Origin of the sequence: Saccharopolyspora kobensis, from assembly GCF_900108315.1 — a bacterium.
Taxonomy (GTDB): domain Bacteria; phylum Actinomycetota; class Actinomycetes; order Mycobacteriales; family Pseudonocardiaceae; genus Saccharopolyspora; species Saccharopolyspora kobensis.
Map to the genome: position 1 here is coordinate 290313 of NZ_FNVB01000005.1, position 13470 is coordinate 303782.

16 protein-coding genes are annotated in these 13470 nt (G+C 70.5%); 8 read left to right on the top strand and 8 right to left on the bottom strand.

Annotation, left to right across the window (positions count from 1 at the left end):
- Window positions 1-17: 17 nt before the first annotated feature.
- Complete coding sequence (locus C4T78_RS18210) at window positions 18-761, top strand: TetR/AcrR family transcriptional regulator (RefSeq protein ID WP_093349182.1); 744 nt, start codon at window positions 18-20, stop codon at window positions 759-761.
- Window positions 754-1062 carry a DUF4873 domain-containing protein gene (locus C4T78_RS18215; protein WP_093349185.1) on the top strand — a complete coding sequence of 103 codons (309 nt, stop codon included), beginning with the start codon at window positions 754-756 and terminating at the stop codon, window positions 1060-1062. Before C4T78_RS18210 ends, C4T78_RS18215 begins: the two co-directional genes overlap by 8 nt.
- Window positions 1063-1137: 75 nt before the next feature.
- Here C4T78_RS18215 and C4T78_RS18220 read toward each other — a convergent pair whose 3' ends face one another.
- Together C4T78_RS18220 and C4T78_RS18225 are read right to left on the bottom strand one after the other, a co-directional pair.
- Window positions 1138-1365 (bottom strand): DUF3107 domain-containing protein, encoded by a 228-nt coding sequence (locus tag C4T78_RS18220; RefSeq protein ID WP_093153123.1) that lies wholly within the window; start codon window positions 1363-1365, stop codon window positions 1138-1140.
- A gap of 374 nt (window positions 1366-1739) precedes the next feature.
- Window positions 1740-2426, bottom strand: coding sequence for a ferritin-like fold-containing protein (locus tag C4T78_RS18225; RefSeq protein WP_093153121.1), 687 nt, complete (start codon window positions 2424-2426; stop codon window positions 1740-1742).
- 520 nt (window positions 2427-2946) lie between these two features.
- Between C4T78_RS18225 and C4T78_RS18230 the strand changes: the two genes are divergently transcribed.
- Both C4T78_RS18230 and C4T78_RS18235 read left to right on the top strand, forming a co-directional pair.
- On the top strand, window positions 2947-4512 hold the full coding sequence (locus C4T78_RS18230) for a DEAD/DEAH box helicase (protein ID WP_235863266.1): 1566 nt from the start codon (window positions 2947-2949) through the stop codon (window positions 4510-4512).
- A gap of 355 nt (window positions 4513-4867) precedes the next feature.
- Entirely contained in the window at window positions 4868-6076 is a 1209-nt protein-coding gene (locus tag C4T78_RS18235; protein ID WP_235863268.1) for an Rv3212 family protein, read from the top strand.
- A gap of 7 nt (window positions 6077-6083) precedes the next feature.
- Here the strand turns inward: C4T78_RS18235 and C4T78_RS18240 are convergent, their stop codons facing one another.
- The 5 genes from C4T78_RS18240 to C4T78_RS36465 form a co-directional block, all read right to left on the bottom strand.
- Entirely contained in the window at window positions 6084-6464 is a 381-nt protein-coding gene (locus C4T78_RS18240; protein ID WP_177247478.1) for a hypothetical protein, read from the bottom strand.
- Window positions 6464-7297 (bottom strand): RecB family exonuclease, encoded by an 834-nt coding sequence (locus C4T78_RS18245; RefSeq protein ID WP_093349187.1) that lies wholly within the window; start codon window positions 7295-7297, stop codon window positions 6464-6466. Before C4T78_RS18245 ends, C4T78_RS18240 begins: the two co-directional genes overlap by 1 nt.
- A 103-nt stretch (window positions 7298-7400) precedes the next feature.
- Window positions 7401-8282, bottom strand: coding sequence for a PHP domain-containing protein (locus tag C4T78_RS18250; protein WP_093349190.1), 882 nt, complete (start codon window positions 8280-8282; stop codon window positions 7401-7403).
- An 87-nt stretch (window positions 8283-8369) separates the two neighbouring features.
- Window positions 8370-8942, bottom strand: a complete 573-nt coding sequence (locus C4T78_RS18255) for a PH domain-containing protein (RefSeq protein ID WP_093349193.1) — start codon at window positions 8940-8942, stop codon at window positions 8370-8372.
- A 25-nt stretch (window positions 8943-8967) separates the two neighbouring features.
- Window positions 8968-9129 carry a hypothetical protein gene (locus C4T78_RS36465; protein ID WP_170210195.1) on the bottom strand — a complete coding sequence of 54 codons (162 nt, stop codon included), beginning with the start codon at window positions 9127-9129 and terminating at the stop codon, window positions 8968-8970.
- A gap of 146 nt (window positions 9130-9275) precedes the next feature.
- Between C4T78_RS36465 and C4T78_RS18260 the strand changes: the two genes are divergently transcribed.
- The 4 genes from C4T78_RS18260 to C4T78_RS18275 all read left to right on the top strand — a co-directional run bounded on the left by C4T78_RS18260 (window position 9276) and on the right by C4T78_RS18275 (window position 12305).
- Window positions 9276-9704: an NUDIX hydrolase gene (locus C4T78_RS18260; RefSeq protein ID WP_177247479.1), complete on the top strand. Its 429-nt coding sequence runs from the start codon at window positions 9276-9278 to the stop codon at window positions 9702-9704.
- 404 nt (window positions 9705-10108) lie between these two features.
- Window positions 10109-11188: a magnesium/cobalt transporter CorA gene (corA, locus tag C4T78_RS18265; RefSeq protein WP_093349197.1), complete on the top strand. Its 1080-nt coding sequence runs from the start codon at window positions 10109-10111 to the stop codon at window positions 11186-11188.
- 140 nt (window positions 11189-11328) lie between these two features.
- Entirely contained in the window at window positions 11329-11520 is a 192-nt protein-coding gene (locus tag C4T78_RS36090; RefSeq protein ID WP_143185763.1) for a hypothetical protein, read from the top strand.
- 311 nt (window positions 11521-11831) lie between these two features.
- Window positions 11832-12305, top strand: a complete 474-nt coding sequence (locus C4T78_RS18275; RefSeq protein ID WP_093349202.1) for a CAP domain-containing protein — start codon at window positions 11832-11834, stop codon at window positions 12303-12305.
- Here the strand turns inward: C4T78_RS18275 and C4T78_RS18280 are convergent.
- Window positions 12298-13470 carry an ABC transporter ATP-binding protein gene (locus C4T78_RS18280; protein ID WP_093349205.1) on the bottom strand — a complete coding sequence of 391 codons (1173 nt, stop codon included), beginning with the start codon at window positions 13468-13470 and terminating at the stop codon, window positions 12298-12300. The two genes, C4T78_RS18275 and C4T78_RS18280, sit on opposite strands and share 8 nt — an antisense overlap.

Genomic DNA, 13470 nt, shown 5'->3' on the forward strand with positions numbered 1-13470 from the left:
CAGTTACCTTCGGTAGCGTGAGCCACACCTCTCGACCTGTCAAGGCTGTCCAGCGCGGCGATGCGCGCCGGGAGCGCTGGCGGGAACACCGCCAGGCCCGGCGCGCCGAGTTCGTCGAGGCCACGGTGCGCGCGATCGGCAAGCACGGCGCCGACGTCGGCATGGACGACATCGCCGCCGAGGCCGGCGTCAGCAAACCGGTGCTCTACCGGCACTTCAACGACAAGAGCGACCTGTACGTCGCCGTCGGCGAGTGGGGCGCGGAACTGCTCATGCGGCGGCTGCGCCCGCTGTTCCACGAGAACGGCAGCCCCAACCAGCGGATCCGCCGCCTGCTCGACGCCTACCTGGGCACCATCGAGCAGTACCCGGAGCTGTACCGGTTCGTCGTGCAGCGCAACTTCGCCGACCGGCCGGTGCACAGCGACCCGGTCTCGGCGGAGAAGACGGTGATCGCCAACTCGCTGTCGCGCATCCTCGGCGAGTACCTGCGCCTGCTGGGCCTGGACTCCGGCGGCGTCGAGGTCTGGAGCCACGGCGTGGTGGGGATGGTGCAGGCCAGCGGCGACTGGTGGCTGGACCGGCAGTCGATGAGCCGCAGCGATCTCACCGACTACCTGGCGCAGATCATCTGGCACGCGATCGACGGCGTGCTGCGCTCGGCAGGGCTGGTGATCGACCCCGATGAACCGCTCGAGATCAGCGACCAGGGACTGCGGGTGGTCGCGGAAGCAGAGGAGCAGGAGGCCGAGCATGGCTGACCACGACGAGGACGACTACCGCGGCCCGGCGACGGTGCGCACCGACGACCGCGAGGTCCCGGTCGAGGTGGTGCTGCGCGGCCACTTCCAGCCGATCGACGGCCGGTTCCACTGGTACGGCCGGCTGGCCGCGCACGACGAGGTGGCCGAGTTCGCCGCGAACCGCAAGACGCCCGTGCTGCTGAGCACGCCGGAGGGCGAAGCGCAGGGCGTCCTCTCCGACCCCGACCCGTGGGGCCGCTACCGCATCACCGGCACCGGGCGCCCGCCGTTCCCGATCCCGACCGAAGTGGACGACTGAGGCTCCCCGGAACGCGCTGAGGGGCACCCGCGAACCGGTCGCGGATGCCCCTCAGCGGTGAAGACCGATGCTCGATCAGCCGACGCCGAAGCCGACGCGCGGCAGCTCCGCCGGGCCGATCTCGACGTAGGCGACCTTCGTCGACGGGACGATGATGCGCCGCCCCTTCTCGTCGGTCAGCGCCAGCACGCCCTCAGCGTTCTTCAGCGCGTCGGCGACCAGCGACTCGACCTCTTCGGGGGACTGACCGCTGGCGACCGTCAGCTCGCGCGGGCTGTCCACGACGCCGATCTTGACCTCCACGCCGAACCTCCGTTGGCACTAGATTCCGATAGGTGCGATCAGGCTATCCCAGCCCGAGCCACCTACGGGCAACGAAGGCCGCCGCGCCGCTATTCCGCCGAACGCCGCACCGCGCCCGGCCGCAGCTTCATGAGCACTTTCGTCCTGGTCGTAGCCGCAGCCGCAGCGCGTGACCGGCACCGATCGGATGGTGTCGCAGGCGCACACCCGCCCTCGCAACTCGCACCGCCGCGGGTTCTCAGACGTCGTCTGGCGAGGACAGCACGGTCACCGCGTATCGGACATACATCAGAACGGGCTCCCGCCGTCCAGGCGGCGTCTGAGATTCCGCCACTCGCACCGCCACGCAAGACGAGCCTGGAAACCTCCTTCAATCAGCCCAGGCCCAAGCGGTCCATCCGCTTGCCGTGGTTGCTCTGCAGGCGGCGGAAGAGCGCGCCGATGCCGGTCAGGTCGCCCGAACCCTTGATGATCAGCTCCGCCAGCGCGTCGCGCTCGGCGACCACCCGCTGCGCCTGCATGATCGCCTCGCCCAGCAGCCTGCGGCCCCACAGCGTCAGCTTGTCGCGCAGCTTGCGGTCGTTCTCGCAGGCCGCCTGCACCTCCCGCTCGGCGAAGGCCGAGTGCCCGGTGTCGGCCAGGACCGCGAGCACCAGCTCACGCGTCGTCGGGTCCAGCCACTCCGCCACCTCGCGGTAGAAGTCGGCCGCCAGACCGTCGCCCACGTAGGCCTTGACGAGTGATTCCAGCCACGAGTGCGGCGCGGTGGAGGCGTTGAACGCCTCGAACGGCTCGGCGAAGGGCTCCATGACCTCGCCGATCGACACCCCGCGGCCCGCAAGGTGCTCCTCCAGCAGCCGGTAGTGCCCCATCTCCGCGGCCGCCATGCTGGCCAGCGCCGCGCGCCCGGTCAGCGTCGGCGCGGTGCGCGCGTCCTCGGCGAGGCGGTCGAACGCGGTCAGCTCGCCGTAGGCCAGCGCCGCCAGCAGATCCACGACACCTTCCGAGTAACGCTCGTCACTTTCTCCGGGCAGCGCCGTGCTCTGGTCAGCCTCACTCATGCCTGCGAGCCTAACCGGCGGCACGCCCGAGTTACGCGCACCACGGCGAGAACGGCGGGCGAACAGGTATCCTCGGACATCGGAGGAGCTACGGCGTCCAGCGGGCGGCGCACCGGTCGGGACCGGTCGAGCACCGCGGGGCTGGCTCCCCGAACGTCACGATCCGGGCGAGTGAGGCCCGAGCGGGACGGCCCCCGGACCACTGCCGGCGCGAACGCGGCCCACGTGAGATCGCACGCCGGCTTTGGCGCACGCGACGCCGAGAGGAACGAACCGCAGCGGATGACACCGCTGAGCGAACAAAGGCGCGCATCATCACGTCGGTGACCACGAGCACAGCGAGCGGCTGGAAACGGCAGGCCGCAGTGCCGGGAGGACGTCGCCACGGATCGGCCCGAGCCGGGACGCGAGCGCGCAGGTACCGAGAGAGGCGATCATTCTGACGTTCACCAACAGCCAGGCCCCCGACGGCCTCGAAGATCCCAACGGGGGCGGCAGCCCCGAGGAAACCACCCCGGTCGTGCACGCGAACCCGCAGGCCCCGACCTTCGCCGAGCTGGACGTGCACCCGGACATCGTCCGGGCGCTGAGCGAAGCGGGCATCGAGCGCACCTTCGCCATCCAGGAGCTGACCCTGCCGCTGGCCATGGGCGGCGAGGACCTGATCGGTCAAGCCCGCACCGGCACCGGCAAGACGCTGGGCTTCGGCGTCCCGCTGCTGCACCGCGTGGAGGTGCCCGGCGACGGCACCCCGCAGGCGCTCGTCGTGGTCCCCACCCGCGAGCTGTGCCTGCAGGTCACCCGCGACCTCACCGACGCGGGCAAGCACCTGGGCGTGCGCACCGTCGCCGTCTACGGCGGCCGCCCGTACGAGGAGCAGATCTCCGCCCTGCGCAAGGGCGTCGACGTGGTCATCGGCACTCCGGGCCGCCTGCTCGACCTGGCCGAACAGCGCCACCTGGTGCTCGGCAAGGTCCGCGGGCTGGTGCTCGACGAGGCCGACGAGATGCTCGACCTGGGCTTCCTGCCGGACATCGAGCGGATCCTGCACATGGTTCCCGAGCAGCGGCAGACCATGCTGTTCTCGGCCACCATGCCGGGCCCGATCCTGACCCTGGCCCGCACCTTCATGACCCGCCCGACGCACATCCGCGCGGAGCAGGCCGACGAGAGCGCGGTGCACGAGCGCACCCGGCAGCTGGTCTACCGGGCCCACTCGATGGACAAGAGCGAGCTGATCGCCAAGGCCCTGCAGGCCGAGGGCCGCGGCCTGGCGATGATCTTCAGCCGCACCAAGCGGCAGGCGCAGAAGCTGGCCGACGAGCTCACCGAGCGCGGCTTCGCGGCCGGCGCGGTGCACGGCGACCTCGGTCAGGGCGCCCGCGAGAAGGCGCTGCGCGCGTTCCGCTCCGGCAAGGTCGACGTGCTGGTCGCCACCGACGTGGCCGCCCGCGGCATCGACGTGGCCGGCGTCACGCACGTGATCAACCTGCAGTGCCCGGACGACGAGAAGACCTACGTGCACCGGATCGGCCGCACCGGCCGGGCGGGCCGCGAAGGCGTCGCGATCACGCTGGTCGACTGGGACGAAGAGCCCCGGTGGAAGCTGATCAGCGACACGCTCGGCCTGGACAAGCCGGAGCCGGTGGAGACCTACTCCACCTCGCCGCACCTGTTCACCGACCTCGACATCCCGACCGACGTGACGGGCCGGTTGCCGCTGGCCAAGCGCACCCGGGAAGGCCTGGACGCCGAGCCGGAGACGCAGGGCGAGGCCAAGCGCCCGCGGCGCAACCGCCGCCGCACCCGCGGCGGCAAGGAGTCGCGCGGCGAGGCCGAGACCGGCGCCCGCCAGGACAGCGACGCCGAGACCCGGCCCGCGCGCACCCGGCAGCGCCGCCGCACCCGCGGCGGTGGAGCCGAGACCAGCGCACCGGCACCGGAGGCGCCCGCCGCAGGCGGGGAAGCCGACGCAGGTGAGCGGCCGCGCCGTCGGCGCCGGAGGCGTCGCCCGAGCGGCGGCGAGCAGGCCGGCGAAGCCGGTGGCTCGGCGCGCAGCGGCAACGCCGAAGGCGGCGCCGCGTAGCGGAGACCGCGGGGTGGCGGTTTCGAACCGAGATCGCCACCCGGTCCACGAGAAGACCGCTGGTTTCGCGCGAAACCAGCGGTCTTGCCAGTTCAGGAGCCGGTGAGCTCGGCGGGCACCTGCCGGTTGCGGACGAGCGCCGAAGGCCTGTCGGCGAAGTCGTCGCGCTTGTACGAGCTATGCAGAGTGACCGCCCGCGGGTTCTGAGAGGTTTCGCTCCTCCGCCGGGTATCGGACAGGACGGGCACCCGCAGTTCAGGGAGCTTCTCAGCTTCCGCTACGCGACCACCCGGGCGAAGCAACCACGAAAAACACTAAGCTCGCCGTCGACGAGAGCTTGCCCCTTTTAGGAGTGATGGTGGTCCGGCCGGAGCGGCGTACGCGTACCGATCTCGTCGTGGTCGCGCTGATCGCGGTTGCCGTGGTGGTCACCGGCACCGTGCTGTGGATCAACAGCGATGCCCGGGCCACCGTTTCCGAGGTCGCCACGCACCCGGTGCTGGATCCGCCGTGGGTCGACGGCGTTCCCGAAGCGCTGACCGAGGCGTGGCGGGCACCGAGCCCGGCCACCCCGGTTCCCGTGGTCGCGGGCCCGGCGGTGGTGACCGGTGCGGGCAACGAGGTCCTCGGGCGGCATCCGGCGTCGGGCCTGGTCGCCTGGCGCTACGCGCGCGACATTCCACTGTGCACGGTCGGCGCCGAGTGGGACCGCGCGATCGCGGTCTTCCGCAAGTCCCTCAACTGCAGCGAGGTCACCTCGCTGCGGGGACCGACCGGCGTCCGCGGGCCGCAGCGCAACTCCGATGCCGAGCCGGGCACCCAGCTGCTCTCCGACGGCACCTACGTGACCGCCACCGGGCAGCGGACCTTCGAGTCCTGGCGCTCGGACCTGGTGCGCACCCAGCAGTTCGGCATCCCGCCCGCCATCAAGAACCCGGACAACAACATGCAGCGCCCGGACTGCACGTACTCCTCCCTGGCGGTCGGCGACGAGCGCACCGCGGCGATCGAGAACTGCCCGCGCGAGCTGGGTCGGGTCACGGTCATCAAGACCCGGCCGGAGGACGACGAGAAGCCGGAGGAAGTCCTCAGCGTCGGGCTGGGCAGCGCTTCGGCCGGAGTCGTCGCGGTCACCGACGAGCACGTCGCCGTGGTGGAGCGCGACCACTCCGCGGTGGTCGTGCTCGACAACAGCGGCCGCGAGGTGGCGCACTACCCGGTCCGCGTCGGCACCCCGGACTTCCGGGCGAACGTGCAGGTCGAGTCGACCACCACCGTCGAGGGCCGGATCTACTGGCACACCGGCGCGGACACCGTCGCGCTCGACCCGGCGACCCTCGCCCCGCTGTGGACCGCCCCGGACACCAGCGGGCCGGGCATCGAGTTCGGCGGGAAGCTGCTGGTCCCGGTGCGCGACGGGCTCGCCGTCCTGGATCCCGCCACCGGCCACCGCGAGCGGGTGATCCCGGTGGACCGCGCCGGCTACACCGGCCCGGTGCAGCTCAACTCGGTCGGCCCGGTGGTGCTGGAGCAGCGCGGCGACACCCTCGTCGCCCTGCGCTGACCGGGCGTCAGGCCCACCACCAGAACCACAGCGAGCCCAGCACGAGGGCGAACACGCCCAGCGTCGCGAGCCCGCCGATCAGATCGCGGCGGCGATCGGCGACCGCCTGCGCCGCCACAGCCGCCACCGACGTCACCAGCTGGGAGATCACCGCAGGTAGACCGGGCCCTTGCTGCCCCTGCCCCGTCGCCCAGAACTGCACGCCGACGAGCGCCAGCGCGAGCACCAGGGAGCCCACCGCCAGCGCACCGCTCAGCCCGCGGATCGCGCTCCCGCTGCGGCTGGGCGCCTTGCGCGAGTGCCGCCTCCGGGCTCCGTCGACGGGGATCGGCCGCGTTCGGAACTGCCGCGACTCGCGCGGCTGCTCGTAGTCGAATCGCCTGCTCATCAGGCTTCCAACGCCGACCAGGACGGCAGATCCGGCGCCGCCTGCTTGCCCTCGGCGCAGTGCGACCGGAATTCGCACCACGAGCAGTGCCGCCCGGTCCGCACCGGGAACAGCGCCTCCGGATCGCCGCCGAAGGACAGCTCGTCGGCGGCGCTCTGGAACTCCGCGGCCAGCTGCTCGGCCCGTTCCCGCAGCGCGGCCAGCGATTCCGCGGTGTGCACCCAGCTCGCGACGGTTCCGGTGGGCAGGTGGTGCAGCTCGACGCGGCGGCAGGTCCGGTGGAACTGCTTGCGCACGGCCAAGGCGTAGAGACCCAGTGCCAGCGAATCCCGCGCGTCGCTGACGCTGAGTCCGTACCTGCCGGTCTTGTAGTCGACGACGACGAGTTCCCCGTCCCGCTCGTCGATGCGGTCCACCCGGCCTTCGGCGATGATCGAGCCGGCAGGCGCGGAAACCCACCGCTCCACGGCGACCGGGGTATCGGCCGGGGGCAGCTCGGCCACGTACCCGCGGACCCACTCCTGGGCCCGCTCCCGGTATTCGGCGGCCTGCTCGGGGCCCGCGAACCCGTCGGACTTCCAGTGCTCCCGAACCAGCACCGCCGCCCGCTCCGGCGACCGCTGGTCGACGCGCAGGTCGAAGTAGGCCCGCAGCGCGTTGTGCACCACCGCGCCCAGCGTGGCGTTCGCCCGGGCACCGGCGCGCGGCGGGGTCGGACGATCGAGGTAGGTCATGCGGTACTTGCGCGGGCACTGCTGCCAGTTCGACAGGCGGGCCGGAGTCACCCGCACCAACTTGCTGGGAATGCCCTCAAGGCCTAGCTGCCCTTGCACGCGACCCACAGTACGCAGTTTTGCGGCTGCCCCTCGACCGGCCCCGATCAGAAGTCCGCGCCCGCGCGAGCGGCGCCAGCGCCAGGCGACCGCCCATCGGCTCTCAGCAGATCACCTTGCTGCCGGTGCACCGGTCGATCAGCCGGTCCAGCGAGTCGGGCGGGGTGGTCTCCTGGCCGATCCGGATCGTCTTGTTGGTGCCGTGGTAGTCGCTGCTCCCGGTCGGGATCAGGTCCAGCTCGCCGGCCAGTCCGCGCAACCGCTCGCGCGTCGCCGGGTCGTGGTCGGGGTGGTCGATCTCGATGCCCGCCAGCCCGCGCTCGGCCAGCTCCGCGACCACTTCCTCGCTCACCACCGGGCCGCGCGCCGTCGCGAAGGGGTGCGCGAGCACCGTCGCACCGCCGGCGTCGGTGATCATCTCAATGGCGCGGTGCACAGGTGTGTCGGTGCGCGGCAGGTAGTAGCGCCCGCTGCCGCCGAGGAACCTGGCGAACGCCTCGTTGACGCTGGCCACCGTCCCGGCGTCGACCAGCGCCCGGGCGAGGTGCGGGCGACCGCCCGGCGAATCCGGCGGCAGTCCGGCCATCAGCCCGTCCGGATCGATCGGGAAGCCGTCGGCGGCCATGTGCCGAGCCATCTCGTGCAACCGCGTCCGCCGCTCCGCGCGCAGCCGCGACTGCTCGGCGACGAGCGCGGCCGAGTCCGGGGCGAACAGGTACGCCAGCAGGTGCACCGTGATCGTCCGGCCGTTGCCGTCCGGGCAGGAGCACGAGAGCTCGGCACCCGGCACCAGCCGAAAACCGCCCGGCTGAGCCAGTTCGCGCACCGCGCGCTCGGCTTCCGCCCAGCCCGCGGTGGTGTCGTGGTCGGTGATCGCGATGGCGTCCAGCCCGGCCGCGACGGCCGTCGCCACCAGCTCAGCCGGTGTGTCGGTGCCGTCGGACTCGGTGGAATGCGTGTGCAGGTCGATTCGCACACCCACCAGTGTGACCCATGCCCGGCAGACCCCGCCGACCGCAGTCCAGGCAGCGAACAGCCCGGCAGGCCGAACACCCGCCGGGCCGATCTCCGCTCAGAGCTTGGCGGCCTTGCGCTTGCCCACCGCGGCGCGGCGCGCCTTGAGCATCGAGAAGCGGTCCTGCTGCTGACCCTTCTTGTCACCGAAGACCAGGCCGGAGATCGCGTCCTCGACCTCGGTCGGGTTCGGCACGTACTCGATGCGGTTGAGCGCCTGGATCTGACCCGCCGACTCCACGACCAGCGTGCCGTATCCGAAGATCCGGCCCATCAGGGTTCGCGCGAACGTCAGGTCGGTGACCTTGGTGATCGGCATCATCGCCACGTTGGTGGTGAAGATGCCGGTCGTCAGCAGGAACCGCTTGTCCGTGACGACGATGCGTTCCACGTACCAGTCCAGCACCTGGTAGGTGAAGCGCACCAGCACGACCAGTCCGGCGTACCAGAGGATGTTCTGGAACAACCAGGCGTTCCCCGCCGGCAGCAGGTAGGACACCATCACCAGACCGACGAGCAGGCCGATCGCCTCGAAGAGATCCCACAGCAAGCACGCCCAATGGCGCCGCACGCGGATCACCCTGCGTTCGGTGTCCAGCAGGTACTCGTCGGGATCCCTCGGAGCGAACAAGGCACCCGCCTCCCGCGGCTCGCGCTTACTGGATGAGGTTCTGCATGAAGGTGATGACGGCCTCAGCAGCGCCCTTCAGGCCATCCGTGATGCCGGTCACCACGCCACCGGCTTGCACCGGCGCGGTGAACAGGAAGTACAGAACGAAAGCAACTCCGGCCCACGTGAGGATTTTCTTGATGTTCACTGTCACGCACCCCGTCCGAAAATGCCCTTGAGTAGCGCAGGCGTTTGCTGATCCGTTGTACCGCACTTCGCCGCTTTACGGCAGCTTTGTACCGCACTTGGGTCAGTCGTCTCCGAGCAGGCTCGGATCAACTACCCTCCGTGTCGATGATCGTATCGGAGAACCCCGTGATCCGCTGCGTCGGAGCCGTGATCCACGACCCGCTCGGCCGGTTGCTGCTGGTCAAACGCGCACATGCCCCCAGTGCCGGGAAGTGGTCGCTGCCGGGCGGCCGAGTGGAGCAGGGTGAGACCGACCATTCGGCGGTACAGCGCGAAGTCCAGGAGGAAACCGGGCTCTCGGTCACCGTGGGTGCACTCGTCGGCCGCGTCCTCCGGCCGGCACCGCGGGGCACCTACGAGATCCTCGACTACTCCTGCCGGACCAACGACTGGGCCCTTTGCGCTGGTGACGATGCTGCCGATGCCATCTGGGCGGACAGTGCGACTTTCGCCACACTCGACGCCGACGGCGCCCTGACCGAGGGCTTGGCGGACTGCCTGCGCGCCTGGGGTTGTTTACCCCGCAACGAGTGATCGCCGGAATTCGACCGGGTTATGCGTGAACGTCCGAATCGGACCCGGACGGCACCGCATTCGCCCACACCGCCCAATTCACCCGTTTCCGCCGCGATCCGGTGCGCGGCGTGATGCTCGGCGAGAGCGGTTGCCGCGACGGTACCCGGACGGAGTATCGTTGCCGGTTGGCCGACGAGAGGACCACCGCACCGGGTGGACGACCGCAGGAGGTGAGGGATCGTGGGCAATAGCGCCGATAGCGCTCTTCCGTGCAGTACCAACCGCATCCCCGCCGGAGCGCCCGTTCGCCGGTAGTCCGGTCCGGGCCCGGCCGGGATGCGTGAGCAGCGAGACCCCTGCAGCACGCCTTCCCCCGGACGATCCACCCGGGTGGATCGCGCCCCGGACTCCTGGAGGCAGCCGTGCCCAACCTCCCCTCGCTCGGTTTGCGCAACCGAAGCAGCCGTGCGCCCCGCAGCACTCCCCGCGCGCCCGCGCCGACGTCCGACTACGTGGTGGACTGCGCGATCTACGTCGACGGGAACCGCGTCGAGGGCAGCTGGAACCACTCCGACGCCGTCGAGGAGGTCCGCCGCCGCGGCACCGGGTTCGTCTGGATCGGGCTGCACGAGCCCACCGAGGAGCAGATCAACGGGCTCGCCGACACCTTCGGGCTGCACGAGCTCGCGGTGGAGGACGCCGTGCACGCCCACCAGCGGCCGAAGCTGGAGCGCTACGACAACACGCTGTTCATGGTGCTCAAGACGGTCCGCTACCTGTCGTCGGACCGCCGGTCGGCGACCAGCGAGATCGTCGACACCGGCGAGCTGATGGTGTTCCTCGGCCGCGACTTCGTGATCACCGTCCGGCACGGCAAGCACGCCGGGCTCGGCCAGGTGCGCAGCCAGCTGGAGGCCGACCCGGAGCAGCTGGCGCTGGGCCCGTCCGCGGTGCTGCACGGGGTGGCCGACCACGTGGTGGACACCTACCTGGAGGTCACCGAGGCCATCCAGGACGACATCGACGAGATCGAGGCCGAGGTCTTCGAGCCGCGCACCAAGGTCGACGCCGAGCAGATCTACCTGATGAAGCGCGAAGTTCTGGAGCTGCGCCGGGCGGTGCTGCCGCTGACCAAGCCGATGCAGCGGCTGGCCGAGGGCTACACGCCGATGGTCGCCGACGAGGTGCGCTCCTACTTCCGCAACGTCGAGGACCACCTGGCGAAGGTCTCGGAGATGGTGGGCTCCTTCGACGAGCTGCTGACCACGCTGGTGGACGCGACGCTGGCCAAGATCACGCTCCAGCAGAACACCGACATGCGGAAGATCTCCGCGTGGGTCGCGATCATCTCGACGCCGACGATGATCGCCGGGATCTACGGGATGAACTTCACCAACATGCCCGAGGTGGACTGGGTCTACGGGTATCCGGGAGTGCTCGTGGTGATGCTGGTCGCCTGCGTGGTGCTGTTCAAGATCTTCCGGCGGAACAAGTGGCTGTGATGGCACTCGGTAACGAAGTCCGGATCTCGGACGATACGCTGTGCGGGGTCACTTCGCGCCCGGTCTTCTTCCAGGCGCACCACCTGCCGTTCTCCACCGCCCGCCCCGTTCGGGCGGTGTCCGCGCGTGAGGAGGTCGTCATGCACCTGTTGCTGCAGCACCAAGGGCGGGCCAGGCATCGGCGCCTCAGCACCGCGCCGCGACCGCGGCGAAGTCCGCTGACGCGCAGGCAGATCGCGGAGCAGTTGTTCCGGCACACCTCGTGGGTGCAGCGAAAACCCGGCGCGATGTGGGACGCGGTTCCCGCCGCGCCGAGCGCCGCCGTGCGCTGACGCCTGCCGGGATCGACCGCGGGCCACATCGTGAGGGCGAATCTCTTGCAGATCCTCGTTGTTCACGTCGGAGGCACCGCCATGACTCGCTTGATGACCAACAAGCTCACCATCCTCGTAGCCCTGCTCGTGGGATGGATCTTCACCCTCTTCGTGCTGATCTCGAACCAGGCTTGATCAATTCGTCCACTGTGGCCTGGAAAAGCACGCTCCGGCGTCGGCCGCAATTCGGCGGCTCGACGCGCAGCACGATCGTTCCGCGGTTATAACTCCCACCGGACAGGGCTTTCCAACGGCGGGGGTGGTCGCGGATGTCGTCTTTGTGCGCAACTGCCGCGGTCCTGGCGCTGTTCAGCGCCGGGCCGCTGCACCCGGCGGCGAGAACGCCGTCGGCCGAGCAGCAGATGCTCGACCTGACCAACGGCGCCCGGGCCGACGCCGGCTGCCCGCCGCTGCGCCTGAACGCCGACCTGGGCGAGGCGGCGACCGGGCACAGCGCGGACATGGCGCACCGGAACTTCTTCGACCACACCGGCAGCAACGGCAGCCAGCCCGCGGCCCGCACCAGCGCCGCGGGCTACCCGGGCGACTACATCGGCGAGAACATCGCCGCGGGCTACGACTCGGCCGAGGTCGTCTTCCAGAAGTGGATGGACACCGCCGTGCACCGCGGCAACATCCTCAACTGCAAGTTCACCGACCTCGGCATCGGCCGCGTCGACGTCCCGTCCAGCCAGTACCGCGTCTACTGGACCCAGGACCTCGGGCGTCCGCCGATCAGGTGAGAGTGGCGCCGGTGCCGGGGTCGAAGAGGTGGATCTTGTCGGGGTCGAACCAGACTTCGAGCTCCTGGTTCTCGCGGGCCGCGGACTGCACCGAGAGGCGGGTGACAACCTGGCCCTCGTCGGTCGGGACCTCCGAGGTGCCGCTGTCGGCGGCCAGCTCGTCCAGCTCCGCCGTGCTCGCCCGCCCGCCGTGCAGGGTGAAGTAGACGTACTTGTCAGAGCCCATCTCCTCCACCACGTCCACCTCGCCGCGGAAGGTCGCGCCCGAGGCGCGGGCCGCGTCGTCGAGCAGCGCGGCGTCCTCGAAGTGCTCCGGGCGGATGCCGAGCACCAGCTCGCGCGGGGCGTCCGCGGCTTCCAGCGCGCGGCGGAGGCGATCGTTCAGGGGCACGTCGCCGAGCGGGCTGCGCAGCACGCCCTCGGCGACCTCGACCGGCACGAAGTTCATCGCCGGGGAGCCGATGAAGCCCGCCACGAACAGGTTCGCCGGGTGCTCGTAGAGGTGCTGCGGCGCGCCCACCTGCTGCACCACGCCGCCGCGCAGGACCACCACGCGGTCGCCCAGGGTCATCGCCTCGGTCTGGTCGTGCGTGACGTAGACCGTCGTGGTGCCGAGCCGCTTCTGCAGCTTCGACACCGAGGTCCGCATCTGCACCCGCAGCTTGGCGTCCAAATTGGACAGCGGCTCGTCCATCAGGAAGGCCTTGGGGCTGCGCACGATCGCCCGGCCCATCGCGACGCGCTGGCGCTGCCCGCCGGAGAGGTTGGCCGGCTTTCGCTGCAGGTGCTGGGTCAGGTCGAGGATCTTGGCCGCCTCCTCGACCTTCGTGCGCACCGTCGTCGAGTCGACCTTGGCCAGCCGCAGCGGGAAGGCCATGTTCTCGAACACCGTCATGTGCGGGTACAGCGCGTAGGACTGGAACACCATCGCGATGTCGCGGTCCTTCGGCGCGCGCTCGTTCATCCGCTCCCCGCCGATGCGCAGCTCGCCGCCGCTGATGTCCTCCAGCCCGGCGATCATGTTCAGCGTGGTGGACTTCCCGCAGCCGGACGGCCCGACCAGGATCACGAACTCGCCGTCCGCGATCTCCAGGTTCACCTCGTTGACCGCCAGCGCCCCGTCCGGATAGCGCTTGGTCACCTTGTCCAGCACGATCTCGGCCAC

What these genes read in the sequence shown, in the direction of transcription:
- C4T78_RS18235 (WP_235863268.1), top strand. Translation starts at nt 4,868, where the DNA reads ATGGTGGTCCGGCCGGAGCGGCGTACGCGTACCGATCTCGTCGTGGTC.
- C4T78_RS18215 (WP_093349185.1), top strand. Translation starts at nt 754, where the DNA reads ATGGCTGACCACGACGAGGACGACTACCGCGGCCCGGCGACGGTGCGC.
- C4T78_RS18260 (WP_177247479.1), top strand. Translation starts at nt 9,276, where the DNA reads ATGATCGTATCGGAGAACCCCGTGATCCGCTGCGTCGGAGCCGTGATC.
- C4T78_RS36090 (WP_143185763.1), top strand. Translation starts at nt 11,329, where the DNA reads ATGCACCTGTTGCTGCAGCACCAAGGGCGGGCCAGGCATCGGCGCCTC.
- C4T78_RS18240 (WP_177247478.1), bottom strand. Translation starts at nt 6,464, where the DNA reads ATGAGCAGGCGATTCGACTACGAGCAGCCGCGCGAGTCGCGGCAGTTC.
- C4T78_RS18225 (WP_093153121.1), bottom strand. Translation starts at nt 2,426, where the DNA reads ATGAGTGAGGCTGACCAGAGCACGGCGCTGCCCGGAGAAAGTGACGAG.
- C4T78_RS18275 (WP_093349202.1), top strand. Translation starts at nt 11,832, where the DNA reads ATGTCGTCTTTGTGCGCAACTGCCGCGGTCCTGGCGCTGTTCAGCGCC.